This window comes from Blastococcus sp. SYSU D00669 (assembly GCF_054050715.1).
Genome location: NZ_JBJGZV010000004.1, coordinates 51,333 through 69,661 on the forward strand (window position 1 = coordinate 51,333; position 18,329 = coordinate 69,661).

At 74.0% G+C, this 18,329-nt stretch carries 14 protein-coding genes; 4 read left to right on the forward strand and 10 right to left on the reverse strand.

Annotation, left to right across the window (positions count from 1 at the left end):
- Positions 1-63: 63 nt before the first annotated feature.
- The 3 genes from ACI8AF_RS04720 to ACI8AF_RS04730 are packed head-to-tail and all read right to left on the reverse strand — an operon-like array spanning position 64 to position 3,430.
- Positions 64-1,152, reverse strand: a complete 1,089-nt coding sequence (locus ACI8AF_RS04720) for a lysylphosphatidylglycerol synthase transmembrane domain-containing protein (protein WP_456538513.1) — start codon at positions 1,150-1,152, stop codon at positions 64-66.
- A complete protein-coding gene (locus tag ACI8AF_RS04725) occupies positions 1,149-1,733 on the reverse strand; it encodes a hypothetical protein (RefSeq protein WP_456538514.1) in 585 nt (194 codons plus the stop codon). Before ACI8AF_RS04725 ends, ACI8AF_RS04720 begins: the two co-directional genes overlap by 4 nt.
- Positions 1,730-3,430 carry a phosphatase PAP2 family protein gene (locus tag ACI8AF_RS04730; RefSeq protein ID WP_456538515.1) on the reverse strand — a complete coding sequence of 567 codons (1,701 nt, stop codon included), beginning with the start codon at positions 3,428-3,430 and terminating at the stop codon, positions 1,730-1,732. The genes ACI8AF_RS04725 and ACI8AF_RS04730 overlap by 4 nt, the downstream gene beginning before the upstream one ends.
- A 100-nt stretch (positions 3,431-3,530) precedes the next feature.
- Between ACI8AF_RS04730 and ACI8AF_RS04735 the strand changes: the two genes are divergently transcribed.
- Complete coding sequence (locus ACI8AF_RS04735; protein ID WP_456538516.1) at positions 3,531-4,436, forward strand: ABC transporter substrate-binding protein; 906 nt, start codon at positions 3,531-3,533, stop codon at positions 4,434-4,436.
- Positions 4,437-4,510: 74 nt separating this feature from the next.
- Here ACI8AF_RS04735 and ACI8AF_RS04740 read toward each other — a convergent pair whose 3' ends face one another.
- Positions 4,511-5,686: an acyl-CoA dehydrogenase family protein gene (locus tag ACI8AF_RS04740; protein WP_456538517.1), complete on the reverse strand. Its 1,176-nt coding sequence runs from the start codon at positions 5,684-5,686 to the stop codon at positions 4,511-4,513.
- Between the two features lie 70 nt (positions 5,687-5,756).
- Here ACI8AF_RS04740 and ACI8AF_RS04745 point away from each other — a divergent pair, with 70 nt between their 5' ends.
- Entirely contained in the window at positions 5,757-6,464 is a 708-nt protein-coding gene (locus ACI8AF_RS04745) for a hemerythrin domain-containing protein (RefSeq protein WP_456538518.1), read from the forward strand.
- 71 nt (positions 6,465-6,535) lie between these two features.
- On the opposite strand, the gene ACI8AF_RS04750 is transcribed toward ACI8AF_RS04745, so the two are convergent.
- Both ACI8AF_RS04750 and ACI8AF_RS04755 read right to left on the reverse strand, forming a co-directional pair.
- A complete protein-coding gene (locus tag ACI8AF_RS04750; RefSeq protein WP_456538519.1) occupies positions 6,536-7,567 on the reverse strand; it encodes a YihY/virulence factor BrkB family protein in 1,032 nt (343 codons plus the stop codon).
- Between the two features lie 110 nt (positions 7,568-7,677).
- On the reverse strand, positions 7,678-9,171 hold the full coding sequence (locus ACI8AF_RS04755; RefSeq protein ID WP_456538520.1) for an MFS transporter: 1,494 nt from the start codon (positions 9,169-9,171) through the stop codon (positions 7,678-7,680).
- A gap of 212 nt (positions 9,172-9,383) precedes the next feature.
- Between ACI8AF_RS04755 and ACI8AF_RS04760 the strand changes: the two genes are divergently transcribed.
- Entirely contained in the window at positions 9,384-9,545 is a 162-nt protein-coding gene (locus ACI8AF_RS04760; RefSeq protein ID WP_456538521.1) for a hypothetical protein, read from the forward strand.
- A gap of 52 nt (positions 9,546-9,597) precedes the next feature.
- Here the strand turns inward: ACI8AF_RS04760 and ACI8AF_RS04765 are convergent, their stop codons facing one another.
- The 3 genes from ACI8AF_RS04765 to ACI8AF_RS04775 all read right to left on the reverse strand — a co-directional run bounded on the left by ACI8AF_RS04765 (position 9,598) and on the right by ACI8AF_RS04775 (position 13,758).
- Positions 9,598-11,391, reverse strand: a complete 1,794-nt coding sequence (locus ACI8AF_RS04765; protein ID WP_456538522.1) for an acyl-CoA dehydrogenase — start codon at positions 11,389-11,391, stop codon at positions 9,598-9,600.
- 61 nt (positions 11,392-11,452) lie between these two features.
- Positions 11,453-13,222: an MDR family MFS transporter gene (locus ACI8AF_RS04770; protein ID WP_456538523.1), complete on the reverse strand. Its 1,770-nt coding sequence runs from the start codon at positions 13,220-13,222 to the stop codon at positions 11,453-11,455.
- A complete protein-coding gene (locus ACI8AF_RS04775) occupies positions 13,219-13,758 on the reverse strand; it encodes a MarR family winged helix-turn-helix transcriptional regulator (RefSeq protein ID WP_456538524.1) in 540 nt (179 codons plus the stop codon). Before ACI8AF_RS04775 ends, ACI8AF_RS04770 begins: the two co-directional genes overlap by 4 nt.
- Before the next feature lie 196 nt (positions 13,759-13,954).
- On the opposite strand from ACI8AF_RS04775, the gene hrpA reads away from it, so the two are divergent.
- A complete protein-coding gene (gene hrpA, locus ACI8AF_RS04780) occupies positions 13,955-17,905 on the forward strand; it encodes an ATP-dependent RNA helicase HrpA (protein ID WP_456538525.1) in 3,951 nt (1,316 codons plus the stop codon).
- Here hrpA and ACI8AF_RS04785 read toward each other — a convergent pair.
- Entirely contained in the window at positions 17,875-18,285 is a 411-nt protein-coding gene (locus ACI8AF_RS04785) for a hypothetical protein (RefSeq protein ID WP_456538526.1), read from the reverse strand. The two genes, hrpA and ACI8AF_RS04785, sit on opposite strands and share 31 nt — an antisense overlap.
- Positions 18,286-18,329: the final 44 nt, after the last annotated feature.

An 18,329-nucleotide genomic window follows, 5' to 3' on the forward strand; every position in this document is an offset into this window, starting at 1 on the left:
GGCGGTCCCCCTGCTGCTCGTGTGACCCCAGCCACTGAACCACAGCGCTGCGGGTCCGGCAGGTCAGACCGATTCCGGCACGAGCGCGGTGCGCGGCGCCGTGTTCGGTGCCCGCCGCCAGGACCGGTTGCGCTGCCAGAACACGTACGTGACGACGCCGAGCGGGATCGGCAGCACGTAGGTCAGGGCGCGGAAGACCAGCACGGCGGCGGCCACCGCCGACCGCGCGCCGCCGGCGGCGGACAGGCCGGTGATCAGCGCCAGCTCGATCACCCCGAGCCCGCCGGGCGTGAACGGGACGGCGGTGAGCAGCCGGGCGAAGGCGAAGACCGCCAGCGCCTCGGCCCAGCCGACCTGGTCGGCGGAGACCCCGCAGAACCGCAGGGCGAGCAGCAGCACCAGGAACAGCGACAGGTGGCTCACAACCGTGGTCAGGGTCAGCCAGTGCCAGCGGGCCCGCAGCAGCAGCACCGTGCGGTCGCGGAACTTGGTCAGCGCGTCGTCCCACCCGCCGACCGGCCCCTTGCGCAGGGGGCGGAGGACGGCGGAGACGACCCGGGCCAGCCACCGGCCCAGACCGGCGGCGCTCTCCCGGCTGCGCAGCGCCAGCCACAGGACGACGGCGGCGCCGGCCAGGCCGGCCAGGCCGAGGACGCCCCCGAGCAGCCGGCCCGCGGTGGGCGACCCGGAGAACGCGAGCGCGGCCAGCGCGAACACCGGCATGCCGAGCTTGGCGAAGTTGTTCCACAGCCCCGACGTGAGCAGCGAGACCGACGTCCGCGAGCGGGAGAAGCCCCACGAGGAGTTCATCGCGTAGGTCAGGCCGAGCGAGATGGCCGCGCCGCCGACCAGGACGTTCGACACCGCCGTCGTCGTCTGGGTGGAGACGAGGGCCTGCCGCAGGGTCAGCCCGGGCATGCTCGTGACCATCACGAACTGGTAGGTCGCGAGGTTCCAGACCGCCGCGATCCCCAGCACGACCAGCTGCCACCCGCTCATCGCGGCCACCGACGCCCAGACGTCGGAGAGGCTGGTGAACTGCGGCAGGAACCAGACGAAGACGGCGACCACGAGGACCAGCGAGAACACCGGCCCGATCAACCGCCGCCACAGCGGCTTGGCCGGGCGCGGCGGGCTGGCGACGGCGGTCACGGCGCGCCCGTCGGGTCGAGATCGAGCCGCCCGCCGCTCTCCTCGCGCACCTGCTCCTGCAGGTCCTCGCGGGCGATCACGCCGACCACCTGCGAGACCAGCGCCAGCCCCTCACCGGGGCTGCCCCCGTCCAACGAGAAGGCGAACGTGAGGCAGCCGCCGTCGAACAGGTAGAAGCGCTCGCCGGCGTAGGTCGGCGCCATCTGGGCGACCCGCTCCAGCCGCTGCATGCCCTCCCGGTCGCTGGGCACCGGGGTGGCGCCGATCGTGTCGCAGGACGGCTCCAGCCGGACCTCCACGGCCTTCTGCCCGTCGCGGTCGGAGTTCAGCCAGAACCGCGCCACCCCGTTGCGGGCCTGGAGGTGGTGGAAGCCCCAGCCGAGCGGGAGCGCGGCGCGCACGCAGGGGACCCACTCCGCCGTCGGCACCGACTGCGCCATCAGGACCACGCCGTTGCCGGCGCCGTCGTCGTCGCTGGAGCACAGCGGCGGGTCGGTGACGGCGGTGGTCTCGCTGGCGCAGGCGACCGCGGCGGTCGTCGTCAGCGCGGCGAGCACCAGGCCGGCGACGCGGCGGCTCACAGCGGCGCCCCGAAGATGATGGGCGCGGCGATCGCGCAGGCGAGCAGCAGGGTGGCCAGCGTGGCGACGGTCAGGGCCACGCGGCGCCAGCTCCACCGCTGGATGCGCACCGGCGGCAGCCGGTAGGGCAGCAGCTCGAGGAACTGCGCGTGCAGGTCCTTCCCCTGCTGACGGATCATCCGCCGCAGCTGGGTCGGCATGGTCAGCCCGCGGGTGGCGGCGAACGCCTCGGCGATCTCCTCGGTGCTGAACTGCAGGGTGGCCCGCCGGTACACCGTCTCGGCGTCGGTGCGCAGGGCCAGGACCAGCATCATGTTGGCCAGGTCGACCGCCTGCCGCCACGGGCTCGGCCGGACCTCGGCGAAAGCGGTGTCGATCACCACCAGGTGCCCGTCGCGCACGAGCAGGTTGGCCGGCTTGATGTCGCGGTGCGCGACCCCGACCTCCCACATGCGGCGGACGATCGCCAGCCCCTCGTCGATGACCGCCTCGTCGACCTCCGACTCGCCGATCTCCGCCCCGGGGATGAACTCGTTGACCAGCAGGTACTCGCGTTCCGGGGTGATCTCGACGATGCCCAGCGGGCGGCCGACCGGCAGCCCGGCGTCGTCGAGCAGGCGCAGGACGTAGTCCTCGTACTGCACCAGCCGGCGGACGCTGTGGTACGGCTGCTCGTCCTCCAGCCGGCCGTAGAGGAGGGTGCGGCCGAGCTTGTACCAGCGGTCGGAGCGCACGTGGGTGGCCGCGTAGAGCTTGCCGAAGACCCAGCTCTCGCCGTCCCCGTCGCCGGACTTCACGCCGATCTTCAGGGGCGTCGACCCGCCCGACCCGGACAGCCCGAACGGCTTGACCGAGGTGACGAGCAGGCCGAGCTGGTCCTGCAGGGCGCGCACGATCGCCTGGCCGCGGACGCCGGTCACGTCCAGGTGCGCGGCGCGGCCGCGCCGGTAGCGCACGGGGTACACGTCGTTGGGCGTGAGCAGCCGGAAGGCGGCCAGGGGGACGGCGACGCCGAGGATGACGCCGGCGACGACGTCGGTGGGGTGGTCCTGGGCGAGGTAGACCCGGGAGAGCCCGGTGACCACCAGCAGCGCGCACGCCACCCACTTGCCGATCGTGCGGTAGCGCCCGGCCGGCACGTGCGCGTAGAGGGTGCTGATGAGGAACGTGGCCAGCACGGTCATCGGCAGCGAGGGCATGGAGAAGCCGGCCCAGCGGCCGAGGATCTCGACCTCGAAGGGCCGGGGCCGCTGCAGCGTGGCGGCCATGCTCGCCGCCACGTTGACGACGACCAGACCGACGCCCACCCAGACGAACAGGTGCCGCCACCGGCGGACCGCGACCAGGACGAGCAGGTTGGCCAGCCACAGCACCTGCAGCGCCGGCCCGCTGGCCAGCACCCCGGCGACCTCGGCGACCTCGGTCAGCGCGGGCGTCCGGACGGCGGCCAGGCCCTGCAGGATGCGGGTGTCGAGCAGGTCGAACAGCGCGACGCTGTCGGTCGCCCACACCACGACCCAGGCCACGACGACGCCGGCCGAGGCGGCCAGCCACCACTTGCCCGACGCGTGCAGCTGGTGCGGCAGCGGCGGCGGCTCACCGGAGGGGCGCCGCCGGCGGCGCACACGGCGCAGCTCCAGCGGTGCCTGCCGCGGGGCCGGCACCGTCGCGGGCACGGCCTGCGGCGGCGACGCCATGCCGAGGGATGCTCCTCTCCCACCGGGTGCCGGGACCACCCCTTTGCGCCTCGCGGCCGCTAGCCTGCCCCCGAGCGGGGGGCCGGGGAGGAGGCCGCCCGTGCGATGGTCCCGGTGGCGCACCGCCGTCCTCCCCGTCGTGCTGGCGGCCCTGGTCGCCTGCGGCGCCGAGACGCCGTCGGCACCCCCGCTGCCCGAGGGCACGATCCGGTTCACCGCCTACGACTTCGCCGAGAACCAGGTGCTGGTCGCCGTCTACGCCGAGGCGCTGCGGCGGGCCGGGCTGCCGGTGGCCGTGGAGCCGGGGCTGGGCACGCGCGAGGTGGTCGAGCCGGCGCTGGAGCAGGGGGTCGTCGACGTCGTCATCGACTACCTCGGCACGGCGGTCACCTTCCTCGGCGGGGGCGACGCCGTCGCGCGGCGGTCGGTGGCGGAGCTGCACGGCACCCTGTCGCTGATCCTGGTCGACCGCGGGGTCACCGTGCTCGCCGCGGCGCCCGCCGAGGACCAGAACGGCTTCGCCGTCACCACCGCGTTCGCCGCCGAGCACCAGGTGGGTCGGCTCTCGGAGCTGGTGCCGCTCGCCCCCGACCTCGTCTTCGGGGGGCCGCCCGAGTGCCCGGACCGCCCGCTGTGCCTGCCCGGCCTGGAGGAGGTCTACGGGCTGCGGTTCGGCGACGTGCTGAGCATGCCCTCGCGCGGCGCCACCGTGGAGGCGCTGCTGGCGGGCGAGATCGACGTGGGCCTCCTCGAGACGACCGACGCCCGCCTGGGCACCGCCCCCGTGCTCCTGCTGCTCGACGACCGGGGCCTGCAGCCGCACGAGAACGTCGTCCCGCTGGTGCGCACCGCCGTCCTGGACCGCTGGGGCGACCGGCTGCGGGAGGCGCTGGACTCGACCAGCGCGCGGCTGACCACCCAGGAGCTGGTCGACCTCAACCGCGCCGTGGAGATCCGCGGCCGCACGCCCGAGCAGGCCGCCGCCGAGTGGTGGAGCCGCCAATAGGAGGACCCCCGTGCCCCCCACCGCTCGCAGGCTCGCGGCGGGCCCCTGCACGGGGGCCGTTCCATCCGGTTCCTCTAGACGATGGCCCCCTTGCCGGTGATCGCGCGGCCGACGATGAGGCCGTTGACCTCGCGGGTGCCCTCGTAGGAGTAGATCGCCTCCGCGTCGGCGACGTACCGGCCGACGTGGTTCTCCAGCAGGATCCCGTTGCCGCCCATCAGCTCGCGGGCCCAGCCGACGGTCTCCCGCATGCGCATGGTGCTGAACATCTTGGCCAGCGAGGCGTGCTCGTCGGCCAGCCGGCCCTCGTCCTGCAGCTGCGAGACGCGGGTGCACATCGTCGCCGAGGCGGTGATGTTGCCCAGCATCCGCACCAGCAGGTCCTGCACCAGCTGGAACTCCGCGATCGGCCGGCCGAACTGGGTGCGCTCGCCGGCGTACTGCAGCGCGTGCTCGTAGGCGCCGCGGGCGCAGCCCACCGCCGACCAGGCCACGCTGGCCCGGGTCATCCGCAGCACGTCGGCGGTGTCGCGGAAGCTGTGCGCCTCCTGCAGCCGGTTCTCCTCGGGCACGTGCACGCCGTCGAGCGTGATGAGCGCGTTCTGCACCGCCCGCAGGGCGATCTTGTCCTCGAGGTCCACCGTGGTGAAGCCGGGCGTGTCCTTCTCGACGACGAAGCCGAGCACCCGGTCGGTCTCCTCGTCGCGGGCCCAGATGACCACCAGGTCGGCGAAGCTGGCGTTGCCGATCCACTTCTTGTGCCCGTTCAGCACCCACCCGTCGCCGTCCCGCCGGCAGGTGGTCTTCAGCCCGCGCGCGACGTCGGAGCCGGACTGCGGCTCGGTCAGGCCGAAGGCGCCGATCAGCTCCATGCGGGCCATGGGCGGCAGCCAGCGCTGCTTCTGCTCCTCGGAGCCGCAGAGGTAGATGGTCCCCATGGCCAGCCCGCTGTGGACGCCGTAGAAGGTGGCCACCGACGGGTCGCCCCGGGAGAGCTCCATCGCGACCATGCCGTCGGTCAGGAACGACCGGCCGGGGCACCCGTAGCCGGAGTAGGGCGTGCCCGCGATGCCCAGCTGCGCCATGTCGGGGATGAGGTGCAGCGGGAACTTCCCGCGCGTCCACCACTCGTTGATGCAGGGCTCGACCTGCTCGTTCATGAACGTGCGGACCCGCTGCAGGAGCTCGCGCCCCTCGTCGTCGAGCAGACCCGCCAGGTCGTAGAAGTCCGACGTGCCGATCGAGTCCATGGGACGGGCATGCCCCGGCGCGGGCACGGGCACACCCGGGCGGCATCGTTCCGGATCCTGAGGAGTACCCGTGCCCCGATCACTGTCCGGCCAGACCGTCGAGGAGCTCGGCGGGCCCGGCAGCGTGCTCGCCCGCCAGCGCGCCGACCACGAGGAGCTCGACCGCCTGCTGCACGAGCTCGACGGCACGACCGGCACCGCGCAGGAGGAGGTGCTCACCCGGGTCGACCGGCTGGTCTTCAGCCACGCGTTCGCCGAGGAGACCGTGATCTGGCCGGTCGTGCGCCGGGTCCTGCCGGACGGCGACGAGCTCACCCTGCGGATCGAGCGGGAGCACCAGGAGGTCAACGAGCTCGTCAGCGCGCTGGAGCGGGACGGCCGGGACGACCCGCGCCGGCCGGCGCGGGTGGCCCGCCTGGTCGAGGTGCTGCGCGAGGACGTGCGCGACGAGGAGGACGTGCTCCTGCCCCGCCTGCAGGAGGCGCTCTCCGTCGAGGAGCTGCGCCGCATCGGGCGGCAGTGGGAGCTGGTGCGCCGGGTCTCGCCGACCCGGGCGCACCCCACGGTGTCCCGCCGTCCGCCCGGCAACGCGCTGTCGGCGCTGCCGCTGTCGCTGCTCGACCGCACCCGTGACGTCGTCGACGCGGGCGCGCGGCGCGTCCCCGAGCCGCTCGGGCGGGTCGCGCGCGGCGCGAGCCGTGGACTGGCGGCGCTGGCCGGCCTGGTGGAGCGCATCCCCGCGGCGCGCGCGGGTGACCGGCCGCCGACCGCCCGCTGAACCGACCCCGGACACGCGTCAGGCGCCCGTTCCCGCCGGGGAGGGGGCGCCTGACGCGTGCTCACCCGCGACTAGGTCGTCTGCCTGGGCTTGGGCTCCGCGCGGGCGTCGAGCTGGATCTCCTTCTCCGCCCTCGGCACGCCCTCCTTGATCTCGCGGTTGCGCTCGATCTCGGCGTCGAGCTCGATGCCGAAGAGCACTGCGACGTTGGTCAGCCAGAACCAGATCAGGAAGATGATCACGCCGGCGAGGGCGCCGTAGGTCTTGTTGTAGCTGCCGAAGTTCGCCACGTAGAAGGCGAACAGCGCCGAGGCGACCGCCCAGACGAGCAGCGCGACGCCGGCTCCGGGGCTCACCCACTTGAATCCGCGCAACTTGACGTTCGGCGTCGAGTAGTACAGGACGGCGATCATCAGGGCGACCAGCACGACGATCACCGGCCACTTGGCGACGTTCCAGACGGTGAGCGCGGTCTCGCCCAGGCCGAGCGCCCCGCCGATCGCGTCGACCACCGGGCCGCTCAGCGCGACCATGGCGACGATCACGGCCGCGAACAGGACACCGATCAGCGTGATGAGCAGCTGCAGGGGCTTGAGCTTCCAGATCTTGCGGCCTTCGGGCGTCTCGTAGACGACGTTGGCCGCGCGGGTGAACGCGCCGACGTAACCCGACGCCGACCAGATCGCCAGGGCGACACCGATGATCAGGCCGAACCCTGCTGCGGTGCTCCCGGCGATCTGCTCCACCACCGGCTGGATGGTGTCGGCGGCGGCGCCGGGGATCACCGCGGTGATCGCGTCGGTGATCTGCTGCGGCTCGGCGACCAGCCCGATGATCGACAGCATCGCCAGCAGAGCCGGGAAGAGCGCCAGCACGCCGTAGTAGGTGAGCGCTGCCGCCCAGTCGGTCAGGTTGTCCTCGCTGAACTCCTTGACCGTGCGCTTCAGGGTCGCGAAGAACGACGTCTTGCGCTCAGCGCCCTCCGGCGCGTAGTCGGCGCGGGTACCGCTGATCTCGTCGACCTCGGGTGCGGGGTCGGCGGTGCGGTTGCCGGAGAACTGCGTCTCGTGCTTGGTGCTGCTGGAGCCGGTGGCTCGGGCCATGGGGGTCCTCCGGTCTCGGGAACGATCCTCCCGTGGGTGCCCCGGACGGTCCGGTTCCATGCCACGGCCCGCGCGCCGGGCGCTTCCGTCCAGGTCAGCGCAGGTGCAGGTCAGCGCAGGCCGGAGACCGGCGACCACTCGCCGGCACCGGCCGTGGCCTCCTCGACGTCGGCGAGCTCGTCCGGTCCGCGCCGCTCCGACCGCCAGCCGAGCGCGCTCACCAGCGCCACCCCGCCGCAGCAGGCCAGGCCGACCGCGCCGATCCACGCGTACGCCGACTCCCGCGGCAGCCCGGTCGCGGGGTCGAGCCCCGCGGCGAGCAGGGCGACGGCGACGGTGCTGCCCAGCGCCTGACCGCTGGAGCGGGCGATGGAGTTGACCGCGTTGGCCACCCCGGTCTCGTCGGGGCGGACGGCGTGCACGACCAGCGCCGGCAGCGCCGCGTAGGCGACGGTGACCGACAGCTGGGTGAGCAGCCCCGCGAGGACGAACAGCCACGGCGCCCCGCGGAACAGCGCCAGCACCGCGAAGCCGGCGATCCCGGAGACCGCGCCGGTGAGCAGCGTCGGCAGTGCGCCGACGCGGCTGACCACCCGCCCGGCCAGCGGGGCGACGACGATCCCCGCGATCCCGCCCGGGAGGAGGTAGACCACGGCCGCCTCGAGGACGCTCGCGCCGAAGCCGTAGCCGGCCACCGCGGGCGGCGTCTGCACGTACTGGAGGACGCCGAGGAACGAGGTGAAGATGCAGACCCCGGTCAGCAGACCGGCGATGTTGGGCAGCACCATCCGCCGGTCGGTGAGCAGCGCCGGGCGCACCAGCGGCTCGGCGAGGCGGCGCTGCAGCACCACCCAGCCGGTCAGGACGACGACGGCGCCGGCGAGGCAGCCGAGGACGGCGGGGGAGGCCCAGCCCCACTGCTCGGCCCGCGACAGGGGCAGCAGGAACAGCACGAGCCCCAGGCCCAGCAGCACCGCGCCCCACCAGTCGACCCGCCCCGACCCGGTCGGCGGCCGCGCCGGCAGCACCCACGCGGCCAGCGCCAGCGCCAGGACGCAGACGGCGAGGCCGAGCCAGAACGAGCGGTGGTAGTTGCCGGCGTCGCCGGTGAGCAGCGCCGTCGCCACCAGCCCGGCCACGCCACCGACCGCGAGGGTGCTGCTGACCACCGACATCGCGACGCCCAGCCGCTCCTTCGGCAGCTCGCGGCGCAGCACGCTGATCGACAGCGGGAACAGCCCGTAGGAGGAGCCCTGCAGCACGCGCGCCACCAGCAGCAGCGGCAGCGAGGAGGTGGCCGCGGCGAGCAGCGTGCCCAGGGTGACGGCGGTGAGGATGCCGAGCACCACCCGGCGCTCCCCGAAGAGGTCGCCGAGCCGGCCGAGCACCGGCGTCAGGACGGCGGCGGCGAGCAGGTTGGCGGTGAGCACCCAGCCGGCCGCGCCTGCCGACACCCCTAGCTGAGCGGCGACGGCCGGCAGCACCGGCACGACGAGGCTCTGCAGGAGCGAGAGGGTGGTGACGCCGGCGGCGAGGGTGAGGACGAGGAGCAGCGGCCGAGGGGTCCGCGAGGGGGGCGACGCGCCGGGCCCGGGTGCTGCCACGGCGCGGGGGGACACCCCAGGATGAGACCACGCAGCCGCGCGGAGCCGCGCCGCCGACCGGGGGTCGGCAGGGATGACGGTCGTCACACCCGGACGGGCGATTTAGGTTCCGACGATTGGGACCGATGGGTTCCGGGGAAGAAGCTCATCACGAGAACGTGCCGCCCAGGCGCCAGCCGGGTGGCCGCGACCGCCGATGTGGGGGAGAACCGATGTTGCTGTGGCCGGCCGTGAGCCTGATCGGGTTCCTCGTGCTGACCGCCCTGGTGATCGCGATGGGCACCCGCTCGACCGCGCGCTACGAGCGCGAGCAGCGGGCCGCCGCGAGGACCGCGCCCGCCGCCGAGCCGGTGGGCGTCGCCCAGGCAGCCTGACAGGAGGGCCCCGCTGCCCCGTCCCCCTCGCCGGGGCGGGGCAGCGCCGTCCTCACAGCCAGCGTTCGTCGGTGTCCAGGACCGTGCGGTCCAGCGACTCCAGCAGGTCCAGCTGCACGTGCACCCGCGGGAGCTCCCAGCGGTGGAAGTACCGCGCCGCGGCCCGCTTCCCCTCGTAGAAGTCCCCGGACGACGTCCCGGCGGCCAGGACCTGCTCCAGCCACAGCCACGCGACGACCAGGTGGCCGGCCGCCTCCAGGTAGGCGCTGGCGTTGGCCAGCGCGAGCTCCGGGTCCCCGGTGCCCCACAGCGTCCGCGTGACCGAGCCCAGCCGGGCCACCGCGGTGTCGAGGTCGGCGGCGAACCCGGACCAGTCCGTCCCGGCCGCCCGGGCGGTGGTCGCGGAGATCGTCTCCGTGAGCAGCCGCAGGCCCGCACCGCCCTGCGCCACCACCTTGCGGCCCAGCAGGTCGAGGGCCTGGATGCCGTTCGTCCCCTCGTGGATCGGGTTGAGCCGGTTGTCGCGGTAGAACTGCTCGACCGGGTAGTCGCGGGTGTAGCCGTAGCCGCCGTGCACCTGGATGGCGAGGTCGTCGGCGACCGGCCCCCACTGCGAGGGCCACGCCTTGGCGATCGGCGTGAGCGTCTCGAGCAGCAGGTGCGCCCGCGCGCGGTCCTCCCCGGTCTCGGCGGTCTGCTCCTCGTCGACCAGCCGCGCGCAGTACAGGCCCAGCGCCAGCCCGCCCTCGGCGTAGGACTTGGCGGCGAGCAGCATCCGGCGCACGTCGGGGTGGTCGACGATCCGCACCGCGGGGGCGGCGGGGTCCTTGGCGGCCACCGGGCGGCCCTGGGTCCGGGTCCGCGCGTAGTCCAGCGCGTGCAGGTAGCCGGTGTAGCCGAGCACGGTCGCGCCCATCCCGACGCCGATCCGCGCCTCGTTCATCATGTGGAACATGTAGGTGAGGCCCCGGTGCGGCTCGCCCACCAGGTGGCCGACCGCGCCGGCCCGCCCGCCCGGCGTGTGCACGCCCTCGCCGAAGTTGAGCAGCGTGTTCGTCGTCCCCCGGTAGCCCATCTTGTGGTTGAGCCCGGCCAGGACGACGTCGTTGCGCTCGCCCAGCGAACCGTCGTCGGCCACGAGGAACTTCGGGACGACGAACAGCGAGATGCCCTTCACCCCGGGCGGGCCGCCGGGGATCTTGGCCAGCACCAGGTGGACGATGTTCTCGGTCAGCTCGTGGTCGCCGCCGGAGATCCACATCTTGTTGCCGAACAGCCGGTAGGTGCCGTCGTCCTGCGGCTCGGCCCGGGTGGTGATGTCGGCGAGCGACGAGCCGGCCTGCGGCTCGGAGAGCGCCATCGTGCCGAACCAGCGGCCCTCGACCATCGGGGCGACGAACGTCGCCTTCTGCTGCTGCGACCCGTGGGCGAGGAGCAGGCGGGCGTTGGCCATGGTGAGGAACGGGTAGGCCGAGGTGCCGACGTTGGCCGCCTTGAACCAGGCGAAGACGGCCTGGCCGACGGCGTGCGGCAGCTGCATGCCGCCGTACTCCTCGTCGAACTCCCCGGCCATCAGCCCCGCCTCGGCGAAGACCTCCAGCGCCCGAGCGACCTCGGGGATGAGCTCGACTCTGCCGTCGACGAACCGCGGCTCGTTCTCGTCGGCCTTGCGGTTGTGCGGCGCGAAGTGCTCGGTGGCGATCTGCTCGGCCAGCTCCAGCACCGCGTCGAACGTCTCGCGGGAGTGCTCGGCGTACCGCGGCCGCTTGGTGAGCGTCTCCACCTCCAGCCACTCGTACAGCAGGAAGTCGAGGTCGCGGGCGGAGAGGATCAACGACGATCGCACCCCGCCACAGTAGGCCGAGGGCCCCTCCCCGCCGCTGCGGGAAGGGGCCCTCGGCCGGCGCTCAGTCCTTGGGCCGGCCGGACGGTGGGGCGGTCGACGTCGGCGCGGCGGCACCGGCGGCGTGGGCCGTCTCCTCACCCGGGGTGCGCTCGACACCCGGCGGGACGGCGTCGGGCGCCGGGGCCTCACCGGCCCCGGCCTGCTGCGCCTGGATGCCCGACTGGTTGCGCAGCTCGAGCTGCGGCAGGAACCACAGCACGAAGAAGCCCACCGCGACCACGGCCGCCGCGACCAGGAACACCAGGTCGAGGGCGTTCGAGAACCCCACCCGGAACGGCGTGACCAGCGCCGGGAAGGCGTTGATCGCGCTGGTGTCGGCCAGGACGCTGTCGGCGCCCGCCTGCTGCAGCGCGGCGGCCTGCTGCGCGGCCTCCGAGCTGGACGCGGCCGCCTGGCGGATCTGCTCCGGGATCTCGGTGCCGAGCCGGGAGAACATGATCGAGAGGAACGCCGCCGTCCCGATCGTGCCGCCCATCTGGCGGAAGAACGTCACCGAGGACGTCGCCACGCCGATCTCCCGCGGCGAGACGGCGTTCTGCACGGCCAGGATGACCGGCTGCATGTTGAAGCCCAGGCCGAGGCCGAGCAGCAGCATGAACGGCACCAGCGTCCAGACCGAGGCGTCGGCCTCGACCACCATGGACAGGCCGACCAGCGCGACGACCATGAAGACGACGCCCACCAGCGGGAACGCCTTGTACCTGCCGGTCCGCGCGATCGTCTGACCGGAGGTCATGGCGCCGGTCATGATGCCGAGCACCAGCGGGAGCATCTGCAGGCCGGCGACGGTCGGGCTGGAGCCGTGGACCACCTGCAGGTACTGCGGCAGGAGCAGGATGCCGCCGAACATGCCCGCGCCCAGGACGATGCTCGCGACGCTGCTCACCGAGAAGGTCCGGTTGGCGAACATGCGCAGCGGCAGGATCGCCTCCTCCTTGTAGATCCGCTCCGCGACGACGAAGCCGACCAGGCCCACCGCGCCGACGACGTAGCAGAGCAGCGCCCGGCCGGAGCTCCAGCCCCACTCGCGCCCCTGCTCGGCGACGATGAGCAGGGGGACCAGCGCGACGACGAGCGCGAGGGCGCCCGGCCAGTCGATGCGGTGCTCGCGGCGCTCGTGCGGCAGGTGCAGCACCCGCATGACGACGGCGAAGGCGACGACGCCGAGCGGCACGTTGATCCAGAAGATCCAGCGCCAGCCCTCGAGGCCCACGATGGACCCCTGACCGGCCAGGAAGCCGCCGATGACCGGGCCGAGCACGCTCGAGGTGCCCCAGACGGCCATGAAGTAGCCCTGGTACTTCGAGCGCTCCCGCGGCGGGACGACGTCGGCGATGATCGCCAGCGCCAGCGACATCAGACCACCGGCGCCGATGCCCTGCACGGCGCGGAACGCGGCGAGGGAGTACATGTTCCAGGCCAGGCCGCAGAGGGCCGAGCCGATGACGAACACGGCGATGGCGAACAGGTAGAAGCCCCGCCGGCCGTACATGTCGGACAACTTGCCGTAGAGCGGCGTGGCGATCGTCGAGGTGATGAGGAACGCCGTCGTCGCCCACGCCTGCAGGTCGTAGCCCTGCAGGTCGTCGGCGATGGTGCGGATCGCGGTCGAGACGACCGTCTGGTCCAGCGCGGCCAGGAACATGCCCAGCATCAGCCCGGACAGGATCGTGAGGATCTGCCGGTGGGTGAACACGCCGCTCGCGTCGGGTGCGGCGGCTGCGGCGCGGGCGTCCCTCCGGTCGGCCGAGCTCGGTCGGGTGGTGGTCATGCGTTCTCCCTCGGAGCGGGAAGGGCGGTCGGGGCGGAGGGGGCGACGCTGCCCGGGCCGCAGGGGAAGCCGGGGAGCCCGGCGGTGAGGTCGTCGAGGAACCGGCCGAACAGGGTGGTGAGCGCGGCCAGGTCGGCGTCGCTCCAGCCGGCGGTGATCTGCTCCAGGTGCGCCTCGCGCTCGCGGCGGAGCAGCTCGAGCTGCGCGCGGCCGGCGTCGGTGACGACGAGCCGGCTCGCCCGGCCGTCGTTCTCGTCGGCCACGCGGCTGACCAGCCCGCGCTCGACCAGGGTCGTCACGTGCCGGCTGACCGTCGACGGGTCGGCGTGCACGAGCTCGGCGAGCGCGCCCTGGCGCAGCGGACCGAGCCGGACGAGGGGGAAGAGCAGCACCAGGGCCGCGCGGTCGCGGCCCTCGGCGGCCTGCTGGGCCTTGAGCGCGTGCACGAGCCGGCCGAACCGGGGCAGCTGCTCGGAGAGCAGGCGCAGGGCGTCCGGCCGGGATCCGGCGGACGGGCGGGGTGGGGAGGCGGTCACGGTTCTCCGGACGACGGAGGGGCGGAACATGTGCACGCTACAACTTGTTGTACGGCACACGCAATAAGTTGCACCATGCACATTCTGTGACCCGGGCAACGGCGGGACGGGTGCGCGACGGTGGGATCCTCGGTGCGGGTACCCGGCTCGTCGTCCGGTACCCGCAGGTCCGGACCAGCGAAGGAGGAACCCCGCCGTGAGCGCCCCGCACGACGGCCCCACCGCGGCGTCCGACGACCTCCGCTCCCGCCTGGCCGGCCTGACGCTCGAGGACGAGCACCGGCTGCGGCGCCGGCTCGACGGGCTGCGGCGTACCCGCGACCCCGAGGCCCGCGCCCGGCAGCGGGAGCGGATCGCCGCCGACGTCGCCACCGCCGAGGCGCGGATCGCGCGCCGGCGGGCCGCCGTCCCGGCCGTCACCTACCCCGACGAGCTGCCGGTGAGCGCCCGCCGCGACGACATCTCGGCCGCGCTGCGGGACGCGCAGGTGGTCGTCGTCGCGGGCGAGACCGGGTCCGGCAAGACGACGCAGCTGCCGAAGATCGCCCTGGAGCTCGGCCGGGGCGTGCGCGGGCGGATCGGGCACACCCAGCCGAGGCGGATCGCCGCCCGCAGCGTCGCCGAGCGGATCGCCGAGGAGCTCGGCTCGCCGGTCGGCGACGTCGTCGGCTTCAAGATGCGGTTCACCGACTCGGTGGGCGACTCCACGCTGGTCAAGCTGATGACCGACGGCGTGCTGCTCGCCGAGATCGCGCGCGACCGGCTGCTGCGCCAGTACGACACGATCATCCTCGATGAGGCCCACGAGCGGAGCCTCAACATCGACTTCCTGCTGGGCTACCTCGCCCAGATCCTGCCGCGGCGGCCCGACCTCAAGCTGGTCATCACCTCGGCGACCATCGACGTCGAGCGCGTCGCCAAGCACTTCGGCGACGCGCCGATCGTCGAGGTCACCGGCCGCACGTACCCGGTGGAGGTGCGCTACCGGCCCGTCGTGGACCCCGACGACCCGGAGGCCGACCCCGATCGCGACCAGGTGAGCGCGGTCCTCGACGCGGTCGACGAGCTCGTCGCCGAGGGGCCGGGCGACATCCTGGTGTTCCTCGCCGGCGAGCGGGAGATCCGCGACACCCAGGACGCGCTGGCCGAGCGGGACCTGCCGAACACCGAGATCGTGCCGCTGTACTCCCGGCTTTCGGCGGCCGAGCAGCACCGGGTCTTCGCTCCGCACACCGGCCGGCGGATCGTGCTGTCCACCAACGTCGCCGAGACGTCGCTCACCGTGCCCGGGATCCGCTACGTCATCGACCCCGGCACCGCCCGCATCTCGCGGTACAGCCATCGCACCAAGGTGCAGCGGCTGCCGATCGAGCCGGTCAGCCAGGCCTCGGCCCGGCAGCGCTCCGGCCGCTGCGGCCGGCTCGGTCCGGGCATCGCGATCCGGCTCTACACCGAGGACGACTTCCTCGCCCGGCCCGAGTTCACCGACCCGGAGATCCTGCGCACCAACCTCGCCTCGGTGCTGCTGCAGATGGCCGCCCTCGACCTCGGGGACGTCGCCGAGTTCCCCTTCGTCGACCCGCCCGACCGGCGCGCGGTCGCCGACGGCCTCGCCCTGCTCGAGGAGCTCGGGGCGCTGGACGACCAGGGCGCGCTGACGCCGACGGGCCGCTCGCTCGCCGCGCTGCCGCTGGACCCGCGGATCGCGCGCATGGTCGTCGAGGCCGACCGGCGCGGCGTGCTCGAGGAGGCCCTGGTCATCGCCGCCGGGCTGACCATCCAGGACCCGCGGGAGCGGCCGGCCGACGCGCAGCAGGCGGCCGACCAGGCGCACGCCCGGTTCGCCGACGAGCACTCCGACTTCCTCGCGCTGCTCAACCTCTGGCGGTACCTCGGCGAGCAGCAGGACGCGCTGTCGGGCAGCGCCTTCCGCCGCACGGTGAAGCGCGAGTTCCTGCACTACCTGCGCATCCGCGAGTGGCAGGACCTGCACGGCCAGCTGCGGGGGACGGCGCGGCGGCTCGGCATGCAGCTGGGCGAGCTCGCCGGCGAACCCGACGAGCGCGGCATCACGATCGCGCTGACGGCGGGCCTGCTCTCGCACGTCGGCCTGCAGGCCGAACCGGCCAAGAACCAGGGCCGGCGGCCCGTCCGCGAATACCTCGGTGCCCGCGGCACGCGGTTCGTCATCGCCCCGGGCACGCCGCTGGCGAAGAAGCCGCCGCGCTGGGTGGTGGCCGCCGAGCTCGTCGAGACGAGCCGGCTGTTCGCCCGCACCGTCGCCCGCGTCGACCCCGACGACGTCGAGCGGCTCGCCTCCCACCTGGTCAAGCGCCAGCACTCCGAGCCGCGGTGGGACGCCAAGCGCGGGTCCGTCGTCGCCAGCGAGCGGGTGACCCTCTACGGCATCCCGCTCGTCGTCGGCCGCCGGGTCCAGTACGGGTCGATCGACCCGGTGGTCTCGCGCGAGCTGTTCATCCGGCACGCCCTGGTGCAGGGCGAGTGGACGACGCACCACCGGTTCTGGGCCGACAACCAGCGGGCGATCGAGCGCGTCGCCGAGCTGGAGGAGCGGGCCCGCCGCCGCGACATCCGGGTCGACGAGGAGACGCTCTTCGAGCTCTACGACGCCCGGGTCCCCGCCGACGTCGTCTCCACGCGGCACTTCGACCGCTGGTGGAAGACCGCCCGCCGGGAGACGCCCGACCTGCTCACGTTCACGCCGGAGATGCTCACCAACGCGGCCGCCGCCGGGCAGGTGCGCGCCGAGGACTTCCCCGACGCCGTGCAGCTGACGCAGGGGCTGACCCTGCCGCTGGCCTACGCCTTCGCCCCGGGCACCGCCACCGACGGGGTGACCGTCGACGTCCCGATCGGCGTGCTGGACACCGTCGCCGAGCGGACGTCGGGGGAGTCGCTGGCGTTCACCGTGCCCGGCATGCGCGAGGAGCTGGTCACCGCGCTGCTGCGCACGCTGCCCAAGCAGGTGCGCCGGGCGCTGGTGCCCATCCCCGACCGGGTGCGGGCGGTGCTGCCGCACATCGACCCGGGCGAGCCCCTGCTGCCGGCACTGGAGCGCGAGCTGCGGCGGGCCGCCGGCGTCGTCGTCCCGCCCGACGCGTGGCAGCCCGACCAGGTGCCGGGCCACCTGCGCGCCACGTTCCGCGTGCTGGACGACGCGCAGCGCCCGCTGGCCACCGGCAAGGACCTCGCCGCCCTCAAGGCGCAGGTCACGCCGCAGGCCCGGGCCAGCCTGGCGCGGGCGGCCTCGGAGCTGGAGCGCACCGGGCTGACCTCGTGGGAGTTCGGCACGCTGCCGCACACCGTCGAGGTGCGTCGCGGCGCCCACGAGGTGACGGCGTTCCCGGCGCTGGTCGACGAGGGCGCGACCGTCGGTCTCCGGGTCGTGTCGACCGAGGCCGAGGCCACCCGCCTCGGCTGGGCCGGGGCCCGCCGGCTGCTCGTGCTCGCCGCCGGGTCGCCGGCCCGCGACGTGGTCAAGGGGCTCTCGCCGCGCACGCGGCTGGCCCTGCAGTTCAACCCCGACGGCGAGATCCCCGACCTGGTGGCCGACGTCGTCGACGCCGCGGCCGGCGAGCTGGTCGCCGCCGGCGGCGGGCCACCGCGGGACGCGGCCGCCTTCGCCGCGCTCGTCGAGCGGGCGCGGGCCGAGCTGCGGCCGCTCACGGTGGAGGGCGTGCGCCGGGTCGAGGCGGTCCTCACCCAGGCCCGCGAGGTCGCCGTCGCGATCGGTGCGGCGCCGCAGCGGCGGGTGCCGGAGGCGGCCGTCGCCGACCTGCGCCGGCAGATGGGCGGGCTGCTGCACCGGCGGTTCGTCACCGAGACCGGCCTGCGCCGGCTACCCGACGTCGTCCGCTACCTGAAGGCCATGGCGCACCGGCTGGAGAAGCTGCCGGCCAACGCGGCCCGCGACGCGCTCTGGACCGACCAGGTCGCCGCGGTCACCGCGGAGTACGAGCAGCTGCGCCGGCGACTGCCCGCCACGGGTGCGCCGGACGACCCGGTGGTCCGGGTGCGCTGGATGATCGAGGAGCTGCGCGTCGGCCTGTTCGCGCAGGGCATCGGTACGCCGCGGCCGATCTCCGAGCAGCGGGTCTACAAGGCGATCGACGCGCTCGCCGGCTGAGCGGCGGCGTCGTCCTCGCGGGCCTTCTCCTCCGCGTGCTCGCGCAGGAGGGCGGAGATGCGCTGGCGGGTCACGCCGAAGAGCGCGGCGATGCGGTTGATGCTGACCTGCTCGCTCTGCAGGGCGTGCGCCTCGGCGCGCCGGAAGGCGCTCCCGGCGCGGGCGAGGGTGCCCATCACGGTGCTCACCGTCTCCACCACGAGCGGTCGGCTCTCGGTGGTGACGAGATCCAGCCAGCTGGTCCCGTTCGCGCGCGCGGCCAGCAGCCGGTCCGCGCGCTCGCGGGCCGCGTGCAGCCGGTCGATGCAGTCGTCGAGCGCGGCGACCAGGTCGGCGAGGGCGCGGCTCGCCTCGTCCGGCGCGGAGGGACCTTCGACCATGCGGGCGGGACCTCTTCCTGTGTCGACGAGTTGCGCACGATCCA